The 15,661-nt window shown below is 64.7% G+C and carries 12 protein-coding genes; 4 read left to right on the top strand and 8 right to left on the bottom strand.

The window, feature by feature from the left end; translation table 11 throughout:
* Positions 1–35: 35 nt before the first annotated feature.
* The gene (locus ACIP9X_RS01935; protein WP_400478027.1) at positions 36–299 is read left to right on the top strand and encodes a hypothetical protein; all 264 of its coding nucleotides are present in this window, start codon (positions 36–38) and stop codon (positions 297–299) included.
* 131 nt (positions 300–430) lie between these two features.
* On the opposite strand, the gene ACIP9X_RS01930 is transcribed toward ACIP9X_RS01935, so the two are convergent.
* The 6 genes from ACIP9X_RS01930 to ACIP9X_RS01905 all read right to left on the bottom strand — a co-directional run bounded on the left by ACIP9X_RS01930 (position 431) and on the right by ACIP9X_RS01905 (position 7,175).
* Complete coding sequence (locus tag ACIP9X_RS01930) at positions 431–1,888, bottom strand: family 43 glycosylhydrolase (RefSeq protein ID WP_400478026.1); 1,458 nt, start codon at positions 1,886–1,888, stop codon at positions 431–433.
* Positions 1,889–1,944: 56 nt separating this feature from the next.
* Positions 1,945–2,961 (bottom strand): galactofuranose ABC transporter, permease protein YjfF, encoded by a 1,017-nt coding sequence (yjfF, locus tag ACIP9X_RS01925; RefSeq protein WP_400478025.1) that lies wholly within the window; start codon positions 2,959–2,961, stop codon positions 1,945–1,947.
* Positions 2,961–4,004 (bottom strand): ABC transporter permease, encoded by a 1,044-nt coding sequence (locus tag ACIP9X_RS01920; protein WP_400478024.1) that lies wholly within the window; start codon positions 4,002–4,004, stop codon positions 2,961–2,963. Before ACIP9X_RS01920 ends, yjfF begins: the two co-directional genes overlap by 1 nt.
* A complete protein-coding gene (locus ACIP9X_RS01915) occupies positions 4,001–5,527 on the bottom strand; it encodes a sugar ABC transporter ATP-binding protein (RefSeq protein WP_400478522.1) in 1,527 nt (508 codons plus the stop codon). Before ACIP9X_RS01915 ends, ACIP9X_RS01920 begins: the two co-directional genes overlap by 4 nt.
* Before the next feature lie 102 nt (positions 5,528–5,629).
* Positions 5,630–6,613 carry an ABC transporter substrate-binding protein gene (locus ACIP9X_RS01910; RefSeq protein WP_400478023.1) on the bottom strand — a complete coding sequence of 328 codons (984 nt, stop codon included), beginning with the start codon at positions 6,611–6,613 and terminating at the stop codon, positions 5,630–5,632.
* Positions 6,614–6,974: 361 nt separating this feature from the next.
* Positions 6,975–7,175 carry a hypothetical protein gene (locus tag ACIP9X_RS01905; protein WP_400478022.1) on the bottom strand — a complete coding sequence of 67 codons (201 nt, stop codon included), beginning with the start codon at positions 7,173–7,175 and terminating at the stop codon, positions 6,975–6,977.
* Between ACIP9X_RS01905 and ACIP9X_RS01900 the strand changes: the two genes are divergently transcribed.
* A complete protein-coding gene (locus tag ACIP9X_RS01900; protein ID WP_400478021.1) occupies positions 7,174–9,537 on the top strand; it encodes an alpha-L-arabinofuranosidase C-terminal domain-containing protein in 2,364 nt (787 codons plus the stop codon). The genes ACIP9X_RS01905 and ACIP9X_RS01900 overlap by 2 nt on opposite strands.
* A 123-nt stretch (positions 9,538–9,660) precedes the next feature.
* Positions 9,661–11,901: an immunoglobulin-like domain-containing protein gene (locus tag ACIP9X_RS01895; RefSeq protein WP_400478020.1), complete on the top strand. Its 2,241-nt coding sequence runs from the start codon at positions 9,661–9,663 to the stop codon at positions 11,899–11,901.
* Between the two features lie 85 nt (positions 11,902–11,986).
* Here ACIP9X_RS01895 and ACIP9X_RS01890 read toward each other — a convergent pair whose 3' ends face one another.
* A complete protein-coding gene (locus tag ACIP9X_RS01890) occupies positions 11,987–13,120 on the bottom strand; it encodes a S1C family serine protease (protein WP_400478019.1) in 1,134 nt (377 codons plus the stop codon).
* A 106-nt stretch (positions 13,121–13,226) separates the two neighbouring features.
* Positions 13,227–14,579: a glutamyl-tRNA reductase gene (locus ACIP9X_RS01885; protein WP_400478018.1), complete on the bottom strand. Its 1,353-nt coding sequence runs from the start codon at positions 14,577–14,579 to the stop codon at positions 13,227–13,229.
* A gap of 370 nt (positions 14,580–14,949) precedes the next feature.
* Here ACIP9X_RS01885 and ACIP9X_RS01880 point away from each other — a divergent pair, with 370 nt between their 5' ends.
* The gene (locus tag ACIP9X_RS01880) at positions 14,950–15,504 is read left to right on the top strand and encodes a cysteine hydrolase family protein (protein ID WP_400478017.1); all 555 of its coding nucleotides are present in this window, start codon (positions 14,950–14,952) and stop codon (positions 15,502–15,504) included.
* The last annotated feature ends 157 nt before the right edge of the window (positions 15,505–15,661 follow it).

Raw genomic sequence — 15,661 nt, 5'->3', positions numbered from 1 at the left:
GGGCGCTTGTGTTTGGTTGATCCATACGGGAGATTGTGGAGATCTACATCGTCTCCGGCGATCAGGATGTCCTCATCCGGATCGTGGCCGCGTCCCACGACGACCTGCAACACGACCTGGATTCGATCTCCCGGACCGGACCGGCGCGGGGGCGAGGACACGCAGCGCCATTGTGCTGCAGACCCACTTCCAGAACCGGATGCTGCCCCTCGTCGGCCAAGCCGGCCGCGCAGCGGGATGAACCGCAGGCGGGTGCACGCCAGTGGACCGCAGGCGGACGCACATACTCAGCGGATTAGCTCTGAGCGGTTCTTAAACAAGCGTGCAGGGCCGGCGGAAGACCGCCGACCCTGCACTTTGCACGCTGCATTCTTGTACCCGCCACATCACCGGCGGTTCGCACTAACCGCGCGCCCCGCGTGAGGGAGGACTAGGAGCGGAGGAAGAACGTGGCCGCCGGCCGCTCGTTCTTGCCCACCTTGGCCAGCGCCAGGATGCCGTCCCTGAGCGTGAGGTAGGAGCCGGGGAAGTCGACCGACTCAAAAGACATGCCTGCCCGGTTGGAGAGCCCGGCCCGTTCGAGGAAGCCTGAGGACGATCCCTCGGTGGCAGCGATGGTGACGGCTGAACCCTGCACCCGGAGATAGCGTCCCTTGGTCAGGACCGGCTCGATGACCACCGAGTTCTTCTTGGCGTAGCCCGGGGCAATCCGGAACTGGGATGCCCCCAGAGCGGGCGCGGCGGCAGCCGCAACATTGACGCCGTCGCGCGCCAGGAAAGTACCTAAAGCGCCGGCAGGTTCCAGGCGCACCGGAAGTTCGCCGTCGCCAACCGGTACACCGAAGTTGGGTGTGCCGTCGGCATTCCAGTGCAGCCGCTGGACACGCGCGTGCCGGTTGGGGTCGTAGAGGGGGTCGCCGACGATGGCGCGGTAGGACCGTGCGTGGTAGACGAGCACGTCGTTGCCCGCCTCGTCGACCGTGAAGGAGTTGTGGCCCGGGCCGTACTGCTTCGACCCCTCGTTGGTGGTGAAAACTGGGGTGGGCGTCTTCGCCCAGGAAGCGGCGTCCAGCAGGTCGGCATTTTCGTCCGCTGTCAGGAGTCCCATGCAGTAGTTGGCATCAGTGGCGCTGGCGGAGAAGGTGACGAAGATGCGGCCGTTCCGCTTGATCACCGCAGCCCCTTCGTTGACTTTGAAACCGCGCGTCTCCCAGTCCATCGTCGGGACGGCGATGCGGACTGGTGCGCTGGAAAGAGCGGTTGGCGACGACATCGAGGCGATGTACAGGCTGGAATTCACGCCTGTGTCGCTCTGCGCCCAGAGGAGGTAGCGCGTGCCGGCGTGTTCGAAGGTGGTGGCATCCAACGAGAACGTGTCTGCATGGGTAAACACGCGGACTGGCGGTTCCCACTCCGCGGTGGTGGGGTCAGCTGCCGCCGTCGAAATGACATAGATGCGCACCCGGAAGACATCATTGCTGTCGCCGGCAGCGAAGTAGATGTGCCACTTCCCGTCGAAATGGTGCAGCTCGGGCGCCCAGATGTGGCCGCCCATGGTGCCGGACGCGGGACGCGTCCACACCACCGCTTCCCCGGCGCTGCCGAGTCCGGCGATGGTGGGGGAGGAGCGCACGATGATCCGGTCGTACTCCGGGACCGAGCCAGTGAAGTAGTACTTCCCGTCCGTGTGCTTCATGAGCCACGGGTCGGCACGCTGCGGAACTACCGGGTTGATCACGGGAACTGGGCCGGCGGGCGCGGCAGCGGCGGCGGGCGCCCCCACCAGGGCTCCGCCTCCGGCTCCGGCGACAGCAAAGGCGGCGGCCGCGGCTGTTCCGGAGCCGAGGAACACACGGCGGGAGAAGTGGCGGTTAACGGAATCATTCATGCTGAAAAACGACCTTTCGACGTGCGGGAGGGAACGAGGTAGGTGAGGCAGGGCAGTCAGGCAGCTTTCCTGGCGAAGAGCCGCTGCAGCAGGATGAAGACGAGGAGCAGTCCGCCGATGACGATCTTCGTCCACCAGGAACTGAGGGTTCCGTCGTAGGCGATGAAGGTCTGGACAATCCCGAGCACGAGCACCCCGACGACCGATCCCAGGACATAGCCGGTGCCGCCGGTCAGCAGCGTGCCGCCGATGACCACGGCCGCGATGGCGTCGAGTTCCATGCCCTGGGCGGCGAGGCTGTAGCCGGAGAGGCTGTAGAAGGAGAACAGGATGCCGGCGATCGCGGAGCAGAGGCCGCTCAGCGCGTAGACCAGGATCTTGGTGGCCTTCACCGGCAGGCCCATCAGCATCGCGGAGTGCTCGTTGCCGCCGATCGCATAGACGGTCCGGCCGAAACGCGTGTGGTGCAGGATGAAGAAGGCCACGGCCACGATCCCGAGGGCCAGCAGGACGCCCGGCGAGACGAAGAGGTCCCCGGGAAGGGGAATCTGCGCTTGGGCCATGCCCGTGAAGAACGGCTCGTTAACCGGGATGGAGTCGAGGCTGATGACGTAGCAGAGGCCGCGGGCCAGAAACATGCCGGCCAGGGTGACGATGAAGGGCTGGATGTCGAAGTACTGGATGATCAGCCCCATCAGGAGCCCGAGTCCGCCGCCGATGAGCAGCACCAGGACGATGACGGCCCCGGGATTCCAGCCCTGCTGGAGGAGCGTGGCGCTCACCATCATGGACAGTGCCACGACGGCCCCCACCGAAAGGTCGATGCCGCCGGTGAGAATCACAAAGGTCATGCCGACGGCGAGCACAATGAGGAAGGTGTTGTCGATGAACAGGTTCAGGAACACCTGCCCCGAGAGGAAGCTCGGGTACATGCCGGCTCCCACGGCAAACATGGCGATGAACAGGCCCACGGTCGCAAGGGTTGGGGCGTAGCGGGCGCCTCCGCGCAGGCGGGTGCGCGCCGGTGACGGCTTCTTGACGGTCAGGGGCGTAAGCGTGGAGAGGAGGGACATTAGATTGCGACCTTTTCCTTTGCGGCTTCCTTGGCGGCGGGCTTGGGCGCCGCCCTAAGGCGGCTGAGCAGGTTCCGCGCCTTCGGCGCCTGCAGGAGGCAAACGGTGATGACGACGAGGGCCTTGAACACCAGGGTCACCTCCGGCGGGATGCCCAGGGTGTAGACAGTGGTGGTCAGCGTCTGGATGATGAAGGCCCCGACGACGGTCCCCACCAGGGTGTACCGCCCGCCTGCCAGCGAGGTGCCACCGATGACCACCGCCAGGATGGCGTCCATCTCGATATACAGGCCGGCATTGTTCGCGTCGGCCGCCGTGACGTTGGAGCTGATCATCAGGCCGGCGATCGCGGCGCAGACGGCACTGAAGATATAGACGATCCAGATGATGTTCCGGGAGCGGAGCCCGGCCAGGCGGCTGGCGACGGGGTTGATGCCGACGGCTTCAATCAGGGTTCCCAGCGCAGTGCGCCGGGTGAGGACGGCCGCCGAAGCGAACACTGCCGCCGTTATGAGGATGGAGATCGGCAGGGTGAACAGGTACCCGGCGCCGATCGACTTGTAATGGTCGTTCGACACGGAGACGATCTGGCCGCCGGTGATGAGCTGGGCCACGCCGCGGCCCGCCGTCATGAGTACCAGGGTGGCGATGATCGGCTGCACTCCGATGGTGGACACCAGGAATCCGTTCCACACGCCGAGGACCAGGCCGGCGATCACGGCGATGAGAACGGCTACGGCGGCCGTCACCGGCGAACCGGGATCAGGAGCGGCTGCGATGTACGCGCACGAAGCCGCGCCGGCGATCGCCACCACTGCGCCTACCGACAGGTCGATGCCCCTGGTGGCGATGACGAGGGTCATTCCCAATGCAATAAGGATGGTCGGAGCGCCGTTGCGCATGATGTCGATGAGGCTGCCGTAGAGGTGCCCGTCCTGCATCCTGAGGCTCAGGAAGTCTGGCCGGAACACCTGGTTCAGCAGCAGCAACGCGGCGAGGGCGATCACCGGCCACGCAAGGCGGTGTTTGAGAAGGGACTTCACTGGGCACCTCCGGCGATGACCGTCATGACGTCTTCCACGGAGACGTCGTCGTTACGAATTTCGGCAACCATGGTCCTGTCCTTGATCACGGCGATGCGGTCGCTCACGCGCAGGACTTCCTCGAGCTCCGACGAGATGAAGAGGATGGACATCCCGTCCGCCGCGAGCTGGTTGACGAGCTTCTGGATCTGGGTTTTCGCCCCGATGTCGATGCCGCGCGTCGGCTCGTCGAGGATCAGGAGTTCGGGATGGGTGACCAGCCAGCGTGCGAGGAGCACTTTCTGCTGGTTCCCGCCGCTGAGGTTGCGGATAAGTGCGTCGGGGTTGGCCGGCCGGATGTCGAGGGCTTCGATGTATTCGGCCACCAGTTCGTCCTGGACGCGGCGCGGGATGCGGCGCGCCCAGCCCTTGCTGGCCTGCATCGCCAGAACGAGGTTGTCGCGCACGGGCAGGTCTCCGATGAGCCCTTCCTCTTTGCGGTCCTCCGAGCAGAAGGCAATGCGCTTGTCGATCGCCGCGCGCGGGGAACGGATCTTCTGGCTGGTGCCCTTGACCTTGATGGAGCCTTGGTCGGCCTTGTCGGCACCGAAAATGAGCCGGGCAATCTCAGTCCGGCCGGCACCGAGCAGACCGGCCAGGCCCACAACCTCACCCGGATGGATGGACAGGTCGACGCCGGATACCGACCCTTTCCTGCCGAGCCCCCGGGCCTCGATGAAGGGTGTTCCGCCCACGCCGTTGCTGGCGCGCGTCCGGGCAGGAGCCTGGTCCAGTTCGGCGAGAACCTCCATGTCCTTGCCGATCATCTTCGAGATAAGGCTCATGCGGGAGAGGTCTCGGGTCATGTATTCGCCCACGAGTTTGCCGTTCCGGAGGACGGTCATGCGGTCCGAGATCTCGTAGACCTGTTCCAGGAAATGGGAGACGAACAGAATGGCGACGCCGCGGTCGCGGAGGTCCCTGATGACGCGGAACAGCTGGCTGACCTCGTCGGCGTCTAGGCTCGACGTCGGTTCATCCAGAATGAGGACCTTGGCGTTGATCTCCACCGAGCGGGCGATGGCGATCAGCTGCTGGACGGCGATGGAATGGGTGGACAGCAGCGATCCGGGATCGATGTGGTCCAGCTGCAGCTCGGCCAGGACCTCCCGAGTCCGGGACCGCACGCCTTTCCAGTCGATGGAACCGCGGCGGCGCGGCTCGCGGCCCAGCAGCACGTTTTCTTCAACAGTGAGGTTGGGGCAGAGGTTGACTTCCTGGTAGACGGTGCTGATGCCGGCCGCCTGCGATTCTCCGGGCGTTGAGAACCGCTTCTGTTCGCCCAGCACCGTGATGGTGCCGGAATCAATGGTGTACACGCCGGTGAGGGCCTTGATCAGTGTGGACTTGCCGGCGCCGTTCTCTCCCATCAGGGCGTGGACTTCACCTTGAAAGAGGCGGAAGTCAACGCCGTCGAGCGCCTTAACTCCTGGGAATCCAATAGCTATGTCGGCCATCTCGACGACCGGAACGATTTCGTTCATCCTCATGTCTTTTCTGTGCTGGGCCTGCCGTGCGGCGGGCTGCCGTGCCGCGCTGTGTCTTGCCATGCGGCGGTCCGCACGGACGTTCAGGGACGCTGCGGCTTAATAGGGGCGGCTGGCCAGAACCTGCTTGGCCTGCTCCTGCGTGAAGGTGGTCTCCTCGGTGACGACGCGCTCCGGCACGCTTTCGCCTGCCACTACCTTCTTGGCCAGATCCATGAGCTGGTCGCCGAGCATCGGGCTGCACTCGACGATGTAGTTGATCTTGCCGTTGCTCAGGGCGGTCATGCCGTCCTTCACGGCGTCGATCGTGATGATCTTGATGTCCTTGCCGGGAACCTTGCCGGCCGCTTCGATCGCCTCGATGGCACCCAGGCCCTCGTCGTCGTTGTGGGCGAACACGACGTCGATGTCCGCGTTGTTCTTGAGGAAGGCCTCCATGACCTGCTTGCCCCCGCTGCGGGTGAAATCACCGCTCTGGGAGGCGATGATCTTCAGCTTCGGGTCTGCCTTGATGGCCTCCTCGAACCCTTCCTTGCGGTCATTCGCCGGTGCGGATCCCGTGGTGCCCTGGATTTCCACGATGTTCACGGTGTCGGTTGCGGACTTGGACTCCTCGACCAGCCAGGTTCCTGCCTTCTTGCCTTCCTCCACGAAGTCAGAGCCAAGGAAGGTCTTGTACAGCGTCTTGTCCGAGGAGTCCACGGCCCGGTCCGTCAGGATGACCGGAATCTTGGCGTTCTTGGCTTCCTTCAGGACCGTGTCCCAGCCCGACTCCACCACGGGTGAGAAGGCGATGACGTCCACCTTCTGCTGGATATAGGAGCGGATAGCCTTGATCTGGTTCTCCTGCTTCTGCTGGGCATCGGAGAATTTCAGGTCCACTCCGGCTTTCTTCGCCGAATCCTGGACCGACTTGGTGTTGGCGGTCCGCCAGCCGCTTTCGGCGCCCACCTGGGCGAAGCCCATGGTGATCTTGTCGTCACCGGAGTTGCCGGCAGCGCTGCCAGCGCCAGCGGTTCCGCCGCAGGCAGTGAGGGTAAGCATTGATGCGGCGGCCACCGCAAGCAGGGATTTCTTAAACACAACATCCTCCCGGAAGCGTAGTTACATGCAGGCGGGAGACTTCTAACACCGCCGTTGCTGCAAGTGAGCTGATGCGCTCTGCGACTCATTGTGAACGCTAACAATTAGGCGCGTCAAGTAGCTCCAGTCACATTTTCCAAGCGTTCGTAGTGGGCCCGCCAATTTTCCAGACCCTCCTTTACAACGGCGGGGAGATGCCGAATACTCATGTCCGGCAGCGGTTGTTAGCGTTCACACTTCCGGAACGGCACTGCAGCCAGACCGACGTCGTCCGTCCTGACGCGGGCAATGCTCTGACGCCGCCGTGCAGCTGCAGCAGGGAATGCTGCCGTGCCGCTGGTTCAAAGCGCCGGCGAACCGTTCAAAGGAGAAAGGCCATCCCTTCCATGCCATCCAAACCATCAATACCCGCACGACGGGCATGCACCATGGTGCTTGCGGGCTCACTGGCGGCAGCGCTGCTGTCGTTGGCGCCAGCCTTGGGCGCGAACGCCGAGTCCAGTGAGAACCGGACCATCAGCATCAACGCCGCCGGAACCGGGCCGTCGATTGATTCGACCATGTACGGAGCCTTTTACGAGGACATCAACCAGGGCGCCGACGGCGGCATCTACGCGGAACTCGTCCAAAACAGATCCTTTGAATTCAACTCAGCCGATAACCGCACCTACACGCCAATGACAGCGTGGGAAACCCTGCGGCGGGGCAGTGACGGAACAGTCGCCGTCGTCAATGACGCTAATCGGCTGAACGAAAAGAACCGGAACTACCTGCAGATTGACGCCAGTGCTGCCGGCGCGGGAAGCGGCGCCGGAGTGGGTGTGCGCAACAGCGGCTGGAACGCAGGGCAGAAGCTCGAGGCACACAGGAAGTACAACTATTCGGTGTGGGCCCGTACCTCCAACGCTGCCGGATCCACTCTTGCCGTCACCCTGGAGACCCCGGAAGGCGCCCGTCTGGACATCGCCACCATCAAGGTCAAGGGTGACCGCTGGGCCAAATACGAGGTGAGCCTCTCGCCCAAGTCCTCCACGGGCGCCGGGCGGCTCGCCACACTTGTCCAGGGCACCGGCACCGTGCGGCTCGACATGATCTCCCTCTTCCCCAAGGACACCTGGAACGGCAGGGAAAACGGCCTCCGCAAGGACCTTGCCGAGAAGATTGCTGACCTGAACCCCGGATTCCTGCGCTTCCCCGGCGGCTGCATCGTCAACACCGGAAGCTACGACACGTACTCCGCCCCCAACTACACCCGGGCCCGCACCTACCAGTGGAAAGACACCGTCGGTCCGGTGGAGCAGCGCCCGGCAAACCGTAACTTCTGGGGTTATAACCAGACCTACGGACTGGGCTACATGGAGTACTTCCAGTGGGCAGAGGACCTGGGGGCCGTCCCCGTGCCTGTGGTGCCGGTAGGCGTAACCGGCTGCGGCGACACCAAGCAGGCGCCGGACCAGGCAACCCTGGACCGCTATATCCAGGACACGCTTGACTTGATCGAGTTCGCCAATGGCGACGCCAGCACGGAATGGGGTGCCAAGCGCATCGCCTACGGCCATCCTGAGCCGTACAACCTGGACCGCATCGGGCTGGGAAACGAGGAGTACAAGCCGGAGTTCAAGGAATACTTCACCCAGTTCTACAACGCCGTCCGGAAGGCGCACCCCGAGATCAGAATCATCGGAAACACCGGGCCGTTCAGCCAGGGCCCTGAATTCGACGACCTCTCCAAATTCAACGCAGAGACGGGTGTCGACTTCGTCGACGAGCACTACTACAACGAACCGTCCTGGTTCCTGAACAACAACGACCGCTACGACTCCTACGACCGCAACAGCTACAAAGTATTCCTCGGTGAGTACGCATCGCGCGGGAACAAGCCGGACAACGCCCTCGCCGAAGCCTCCTACATGACCGGCCTCGAACGGAACGCGGACGTGGTCAAGATGGCCTCCTACGCACCGCTGATTGCGAACGAGGCCAACATCCAGTGGAGCCCGGACCTGATGTTCTTCAACGGCACGTCCGTCCGGACCACTCCCAACTACGAGGTCCAAAAGCTGTTCATGAACAACGTCGGCACGCAGGTTGTGCCGAGCACGCAGGACAACCCGGCCTCCACCGTGGTGCCGATTTCCGGCAAGATCGGCCTGTCCACCTGGGCCACCTCCGCACGGTATGACGACGTCAAGGTCACCGGCCAGGACGGCACCACTCTGTTCAGTGACGACTTCTCGGGCACGGCGGCGGGGTGGACCGGCAACGGCACCGGATCCTGGTCCATCCAGGACGGCGCCTACGTCCAGTCAAGCACCACCGCCCAGAACACCATGATGACGGCCGGAAGCGCGGACTGGAGCAACTACACGCTCAACACCAAGGCTACAAAACTGGCTGGCTCGGAAGGCTTCCTCGTATCCTTCGGCGTCAAGGACACCGGAAACTACTTCTGGTGGAACCTGGGCGGCTGGAACAACTCGAAGTCCGTCGTCGAGAAGGCCGTCAACGGCGGCAAGACCAACGTCATCGAAAAGAACACCGTGATCGAAACGGGACGCGAATACGACATCAGGATCGAGGTCACCGGCCGTATCGCCAAGCTGTACCTCGACAACGTTCTGTGGGGCACGGTGGACGATACGCAGGCCGACCCCGTCTATTCCGTTGTCACGAAGGACGCTGAGTCGGGCGACACGATCGTGAAGGTGGTCAACACCTCAACCGCACCGACCCCTGTTGACATCAAGGTCACGGGCGCGGCCAACATCAGCACCACGGCCGCGGTCACCACCCTCACGCAGACCGCGGACGGGCAAAACCTCGCCCCGGCCGCCAGCACCTTCAGCGGAGCCGGCACGCAGTTCACCTACGAGTTCGAGCCAAAGTCCGTCACCTTCATCCGGCTCGCAGAAGCCCGGAAGTAGGCGGCACACCAAAGCCGCGGCTTTGACCGGGAGGCCCGGCTGGACTGAACAGCCGGGCCTTCCCCTTTCCAACCGGCGCGTTCCAACCACTGCGGCTCCTGCCGCCCGAACGAAAGTGTCTCAATGCTCCCTACCCACTCACGGGCCCGCACGGGTCCGGCACTGATTACCGCCGCAGCGCTGGCGCTCGGCGGTCTGGCCGCTGCAGCGCCAGCCTCCGCCGCCGTCGACGACGGGCTGGTCCTGAAATACAACCTGACGGAAGCTGCGGGGACCGTCGCGGAAGACAGTTCCGGGAACGGCCGCGACGGCACGATCAGCGGTGACGCCACGCGGCTGGGCAGCGAAGGCCTCCAGCTCGGCGGAACAAACGGACATGTCCGCCTGCCTGGCGACGTCATGCGCGGACTGAACTCGATCACGGTCTCCACAGAAGTCAAAATCGCACCCGATCAGGGCACCCCTTACTTCATCTGGGGGATGGGCAACACCACCAACGGCACCGGCAACGGCTACCTCTTCACCACCGGCAATTCCTACCGGACCTCCATCGCCAGCGGCAACTGGGCAACCGAGCAGACCACCAGCGCCAACCGGGACCTGGCACGTGGCGCCTGGAAGACCATCACCTACACCCTGGGCTGGGGAACCGCCGTCCTCTACGAGGACGGCACCGAGGTCGCCCGGAGGACCGGCGTCACCATCACGCCCGGGAGCATCGGGGGCGGAACGACGACGGCCAACTACCTCGGGCGGTCTGTCTACAGCGGTGACAAGTACCTCAAGGGCCAGGTCCGCGACTTCCGTATCTACAACCGCGCCCTGTCAGCCGGCGAAGTCCGCGAGCTCGGGTACGTTTCCCCGGAGCAGCGCGTTGCCCTCGACCTGCAGGAGCTCTCGCTTGGGGACACCTCCGCCGTGACGGCCAACCTGAAGCTGCCCCTCGCCGGGCCCAACGGTTCGGCCTACACCTGGTCGTCCTCGGACCCCGCCGTCGTCTCCCCGCAGGGAGCCGTAACCCGGCCTGCCCACGGAACAGGAAACGTCGCTGTGACGCTGACAGCAACGGCGGCCTCAGGGGAAGCCGCGGCCACCAAGACGTTCTCAATCACGGTGCTGGAGGACATCAGCGACGTGCAGAAGGTCAGTGAGGCCTCCACCGCCCTGAATGTGTGGGACGCCAATGCCATCCGTGGAAACGTCACGCTTCCCACGGCCGGGCTGCACGGCACCAAGGTGGCATGGGAGTCGAGCGACGAGCCGGTGATCACGGCCACCGGCGAGGTCACCCGCCCCGCGTACGGCAGCGAACCGGCGAAACTCAACCTGCACGCGACCGTCAGCATCGGCAAGACGAAGGTCAGGAAGAAGTTCCGCGTAACTGTGCTGCCGCTGCCGAACGCGGAGGCCAAGGAGGGCTATGCCTTCGCATACTTCACCGGCAATGATCTTGCCGGGGAGAACATCTTCATGGCCGCCAGCCGCGGCAACGACGCGCTGAAGTGGGACGAACTGAACGGCGGAAAGCCGGTCCTCAAGTCGGGCCTCGGCACGAAGGGCCTGCGCGATCCGTTCATCATCCGCTCCCCGGAGGGCGACAAGTTCTACATGATCGCCACGGACCTCTCCATCGGCAGCGGCACCAGCTGGGATTCCTCGCAGCGCCAGGGCAGCCAGTACATCGAGGTGTGGGAGTCGACGGACCTGGTGAACTGGTCCGAACAGCGGCACGTGAAGGTCTCGCCGGACGCCGCGGGTAACACCTGGGCGCCGGAAGCGCACTACGACGAGAAGATTGGCGCCTACGTCGTGTACTGGGCCTCCAAGATCTACGCCGGGAGCGACCCCAACCACACCGGCGGCACGCACAACAAGATGATGTACTCCACCACGCGTGACTTCCGCACGTTCACCGAGGCCAAGGTGTGGAACGACCCCGGCAACTCGGTGATCGACTCCACAGTCATCAAGGAGGGTGACACCTTCTACCGGTTCACCAAGGATGAGGGCCGTGTCTCCGGTTGCCTAGACGTCATGCAGGAAAAGTCGGACGACCTGCTGGCCGTTGACCTGCCCGCCACGAACCCGCGCAACTGGACGCTGATGGGCAACTGCATCGGCAAGAATGCCGGAACGGGTGGCGTGGAAGGGCCCACCGTCTTTAAGTCCAACACCGAGGAGAAGTACTACCTGTTCGTCGACGAATTCGGCGGCCGTGGCTACATTCCCCTCGAAAGCACGAGCCTCGAAAACCCGGACTGGAAGCTGTCAACCAACTATGAGCTGCCCCGCGCTCCCCGCCATGGCACGGTCCTGCCCGTGACCAAGACCGAGCTGGAACGCCTGCGCGGCCAGCTCGGCTGACGCTGAATGACGTACTTCTGAACCAGCCAAGGGGCTCCGCCGGCAACGGCGGGGCCCCTTGCTTTATGCCTGCTCAGGACGCCCGCTAGGAAGCCGGGCGGGCAACCAGCTGGACCTTGACCTCCTGTGTTTCCGTTCCCCGCCGAAATTCAACCGTCACGGCCTGGCCTGGGCTCTTGCTCCGCAGTGCTGCCAGCAGGTCCTCCGGAGACGCGACCTCATCGCCGTCGAGCCTTATGATCACGTCGCCGGCACGCATGCCGGCTTTCGCCGCCGGACCGCCCTCCTGGACGGAAAGCGCCAGCGCCCCTCGGGTGTCGGGCAGGCCGAGTTCGTTGGCGATCGGCTCGGTAATCTCCGCCAGCCCCAGGCCGATGAATGCGTGGTCGGCGGTGCCGTCCTCGCGGAGCTGGTCCGCGACCTTAACAGCGGTGGCGGCCGGAATCGCAAAACCAAGGGCAACCGCACCGGTCGACGGCGGGATGTAGGCCTCGCTGATTCCGATCACCTCGCCCCGGCCGTTTACCACCGCGCCGCCGGAGTTGCCGGGGCTGATTGCGGCGTCGGTCTGGATCAGGTCCACGAGGGACTGGCTGCTCGACGCCGAGCCCGGGATCTCGCGGTGCAGTCCGGAGATGATGCCGGACGTCACGGTGTTCTCGAATCCCAGTGGCGACCCGATGACGATGGCCAGTTCGCCTATCCGGGGCAGGTCGGTCTGGAACTTGGCGGCCGGGAGGCCTGTACGCTCGGCCTCCACGAGTGCAAGGTCCGAGATCTCGTCGGTGGCCCGCACCTTGCCGGCCACCCTCCGGCCATCCGCGAAGCCCACCTCGACGTTCTGGCTTCCGCGCACCACATGCTCGTTGGTGAGGATCAGTCCGTCCTCGGAGTAGACCACACCGCTTCCCAGGCCGCCGCGGCCAGTAAACACAGTCACCACCGACGGCTGGACATTGGTGACGATCGTGGGGATGTCGGCCGGGCCCTGCGGAGCAGCGGGGGCGGAACCTGCCTGTCCTGGCGACTGCCTCTGAGTTCCCCCAGATGCGGTACCGCCGGGAGACTGAGCGGCGGGAGACCCGGGAGATTGCGTGGTGCCGGGCTCCGGGCCCTGCGTGACGCCCGTGCATCCGGAGGTTGCCGCGAGCACCGCTGCTGCTGCGATCACCCCGAGGAGGCGGAACGGACGGGTGGATTGTGCGTGCCTGGAGTCCATGGAAGTTCCTCCTGCCGGGCTTGTGGAAGCTGCTTAAACGCTAAACCCGGCGCGCAGCGCGGGCCAGAGCGGATCCCTGGCTTTCCGAGCGCAACCCTTATGGCATTCAGCCCGCCCGCGCCGTGAGACTTTCCTTCCCCGCTTCCAGCCCGGATTCCGGCCGCGTTTCCTGCCCGCACACGTCCTGCTCCGCCGGTCCGATGGCGTCCGCCGGTTCGACGGTCAGGCCATAGAGGGCTTCAAGCGCTGCAGTATAGTCACCGTGACGGCCGGAGGCCGCGAGTTCCCGGGCGCGTGCGGTGGGTATGTGCATGAGCTGGCGAACCACCCGGCGCACCGCGAATTCCACGGCTTCGGCAGTGGCGGGGCAGGCATGCTGGTTCCGGATCCGCTCCAGCTCACCCGCGAGCACCTGCTGCATGTGGCTGCGCAAGGCCACAATCGCGGAATCCATCTGGCGCGCCTGCCGCTCCTCCTCGAACCGAAGAGAGGCCCGCCGGACCAGCACGGTGGCCTCCTGAACCGCGGCGGAGTGCTCACGCGGTGATGCGAGCCGCACGTCCTCAAGCGTGATCAGGTCAATCCCGGGAATGTTCCCGGTTTCCGGTTCAAAGTCCCGGCTTAAGGCCAGATCGACGACGACGAGACGCCCCTGGGTGCCCTGCCGCCAGCGCCTGAACTCGTCTGTTCCCAGACGGGATCCGCGGCCGCTGCAGCCGATCACCACGTCCGCATTTCGGATCGCGGCCGGCAGCTCCGCCTGCGACAGGGCAGCAGCGCCGCGGTTCTCAGCGAAGCCCCCGGCCCGGCCGGACCAGGAAAACACGGAGACGTTGGAGCAGTGCCCGGCGGCCAGCAGCGCCAGGGTCGACCCGGCGTAGGCGCCCGTGCCGATCACCACCACTGACAGCCCGGCCGTGCCGACGCGGCCCTGCTTGGCTGCCGCCAGGTCGAGGGCCACTGAAACCATTGAACGGCCGGCGTCACCCAGTTTCGTCATGGAGCCGACGTCCCGTGACGCGCGGGATGCCGCCTGGAACAGCCGGATCAGTCCGCCCCCTGCGGTACCTGTCTCCTGCGCCGCCACCAGCGCCCGCCTGAGCTGGCCCGCGATTTCCCGCTCGCCGACCACCGCCGAATCCAGGCCGGCACCCACCGAAAAGAGGTGCTCGGTCATCTCGTGGCCGGACAGGAAATCCAAGGATCCGCCCAGTTCGCCTTCGGGAACTCCGGAGCAGCTGCTGATGATTGATACGACGCCGTCCCGTGCAGCAGCCGCGTCAGATCCAGCCGCAAGCTCAAAGTAGACCTCGAACCGGTTGCAGGTCGAGAGCACCACGGCCCCCGACACATCCGGTGAGCCGGTCACGGCCCCGGACGTGACCCGCCGGGGGCCCGAGCCCAACCGGGCAAGGAAGTCCAGTCCGGCCGCGCGGTGTGACGCTACCAGCGCAAACAATTGGCCGCCCGGGGAATCCTGCCCCGGGGCATGCCCTTCCGATGGCGCGCCTTTAAGACCTTTTGACACAACAGCCCCCTGTTTCCCCAGTTTTCCGCGACGAGGAGTCCCGGCCCTGTGGCCAGGCGCCGTTGCCCGGCCACAGAGCTTGCCTTGGAGTCAGGGTGGGCCCCCCACCTTGGAAAATTCTTGCGCGTGGGGCGGTGCATGCGGCTTCTGCGAGATGCACTTGGGGCGTCGCCACCCCCTGAGGAAATTCCATGAGCGATTCAGCTGGGCGTCCGGGTCTTTGGTCCCGCACGTTTTTCAGGCGGATTTCATGGGTATCTGAGATATAAGACCCGCAGCCGGAAGAACGGAAAGGACCGCAATGATTGCACTCCTGATCATCGACATGCAGAACGCCTATTTCGAGGATCCCGGACTGGCTCCTCGTCGGGAGGAACTGGTCCGTGCCTGCAACCGACTCATCAGCGACTTTACCGGGAAGGGGGCTAAGGTCCTGCTGGTAGGCACCGAACACGAGCGGGACAAGTCCACCTGGTCGCTGAACATGCTGGAGGACGACCAGGGGTTCATTTTCCGCGGATCGGACCAGGCGGATTTTGTCCCCGGCCTCGAGGTGGACGGGCTGCCCCGCCTGGTCAAAACACGCGACAGCGCCTTCACCGGGACCGACCTCATCGCGAGGCTGCGGAACTGGGGCGCAGAGGAACTGGTGCTCGCGGGTGTCGCCACGCATAACTGCATCGCCCAGACCGCGGCCGATGCCTTCGCACACAACTTCCGCGTCATCTATGCCGAGGAGGCCATGGCATCAGGCAACGAGCGTGCCGCGGCTGACATGCTGCGCATTCTGACGGACGAATACCGCCAGCCGGTGCTGCCGACGGACGACATCGCGAAACGCCTCGACGCCATTTGACCATCGAGGGCCGGATCTATCTTCGCCCGGATTCATCCTTGAAATCTGGCGGAAACTTCCGCGGATTACCCTGATCACACACTACCGCCGGTGCTGTGCAGCACAGCCGTGGACGCTGCCACGACATGCGGAGGTGCCCGCTGAGGAAGGGAATCCG

Source organism: Arthrobacter sp. NPDC093125, from assembly GCF_044754225.1.
Taxonomy (GTDB): domain Bacteria; phylum Actinomycetota; class Actinomycetes; order Actinomycetales; family Micrococcaceae; genus Arthrobacter.
This window is presented reverse-complemented; position numbering and strand designations above follow the sequence as displayed.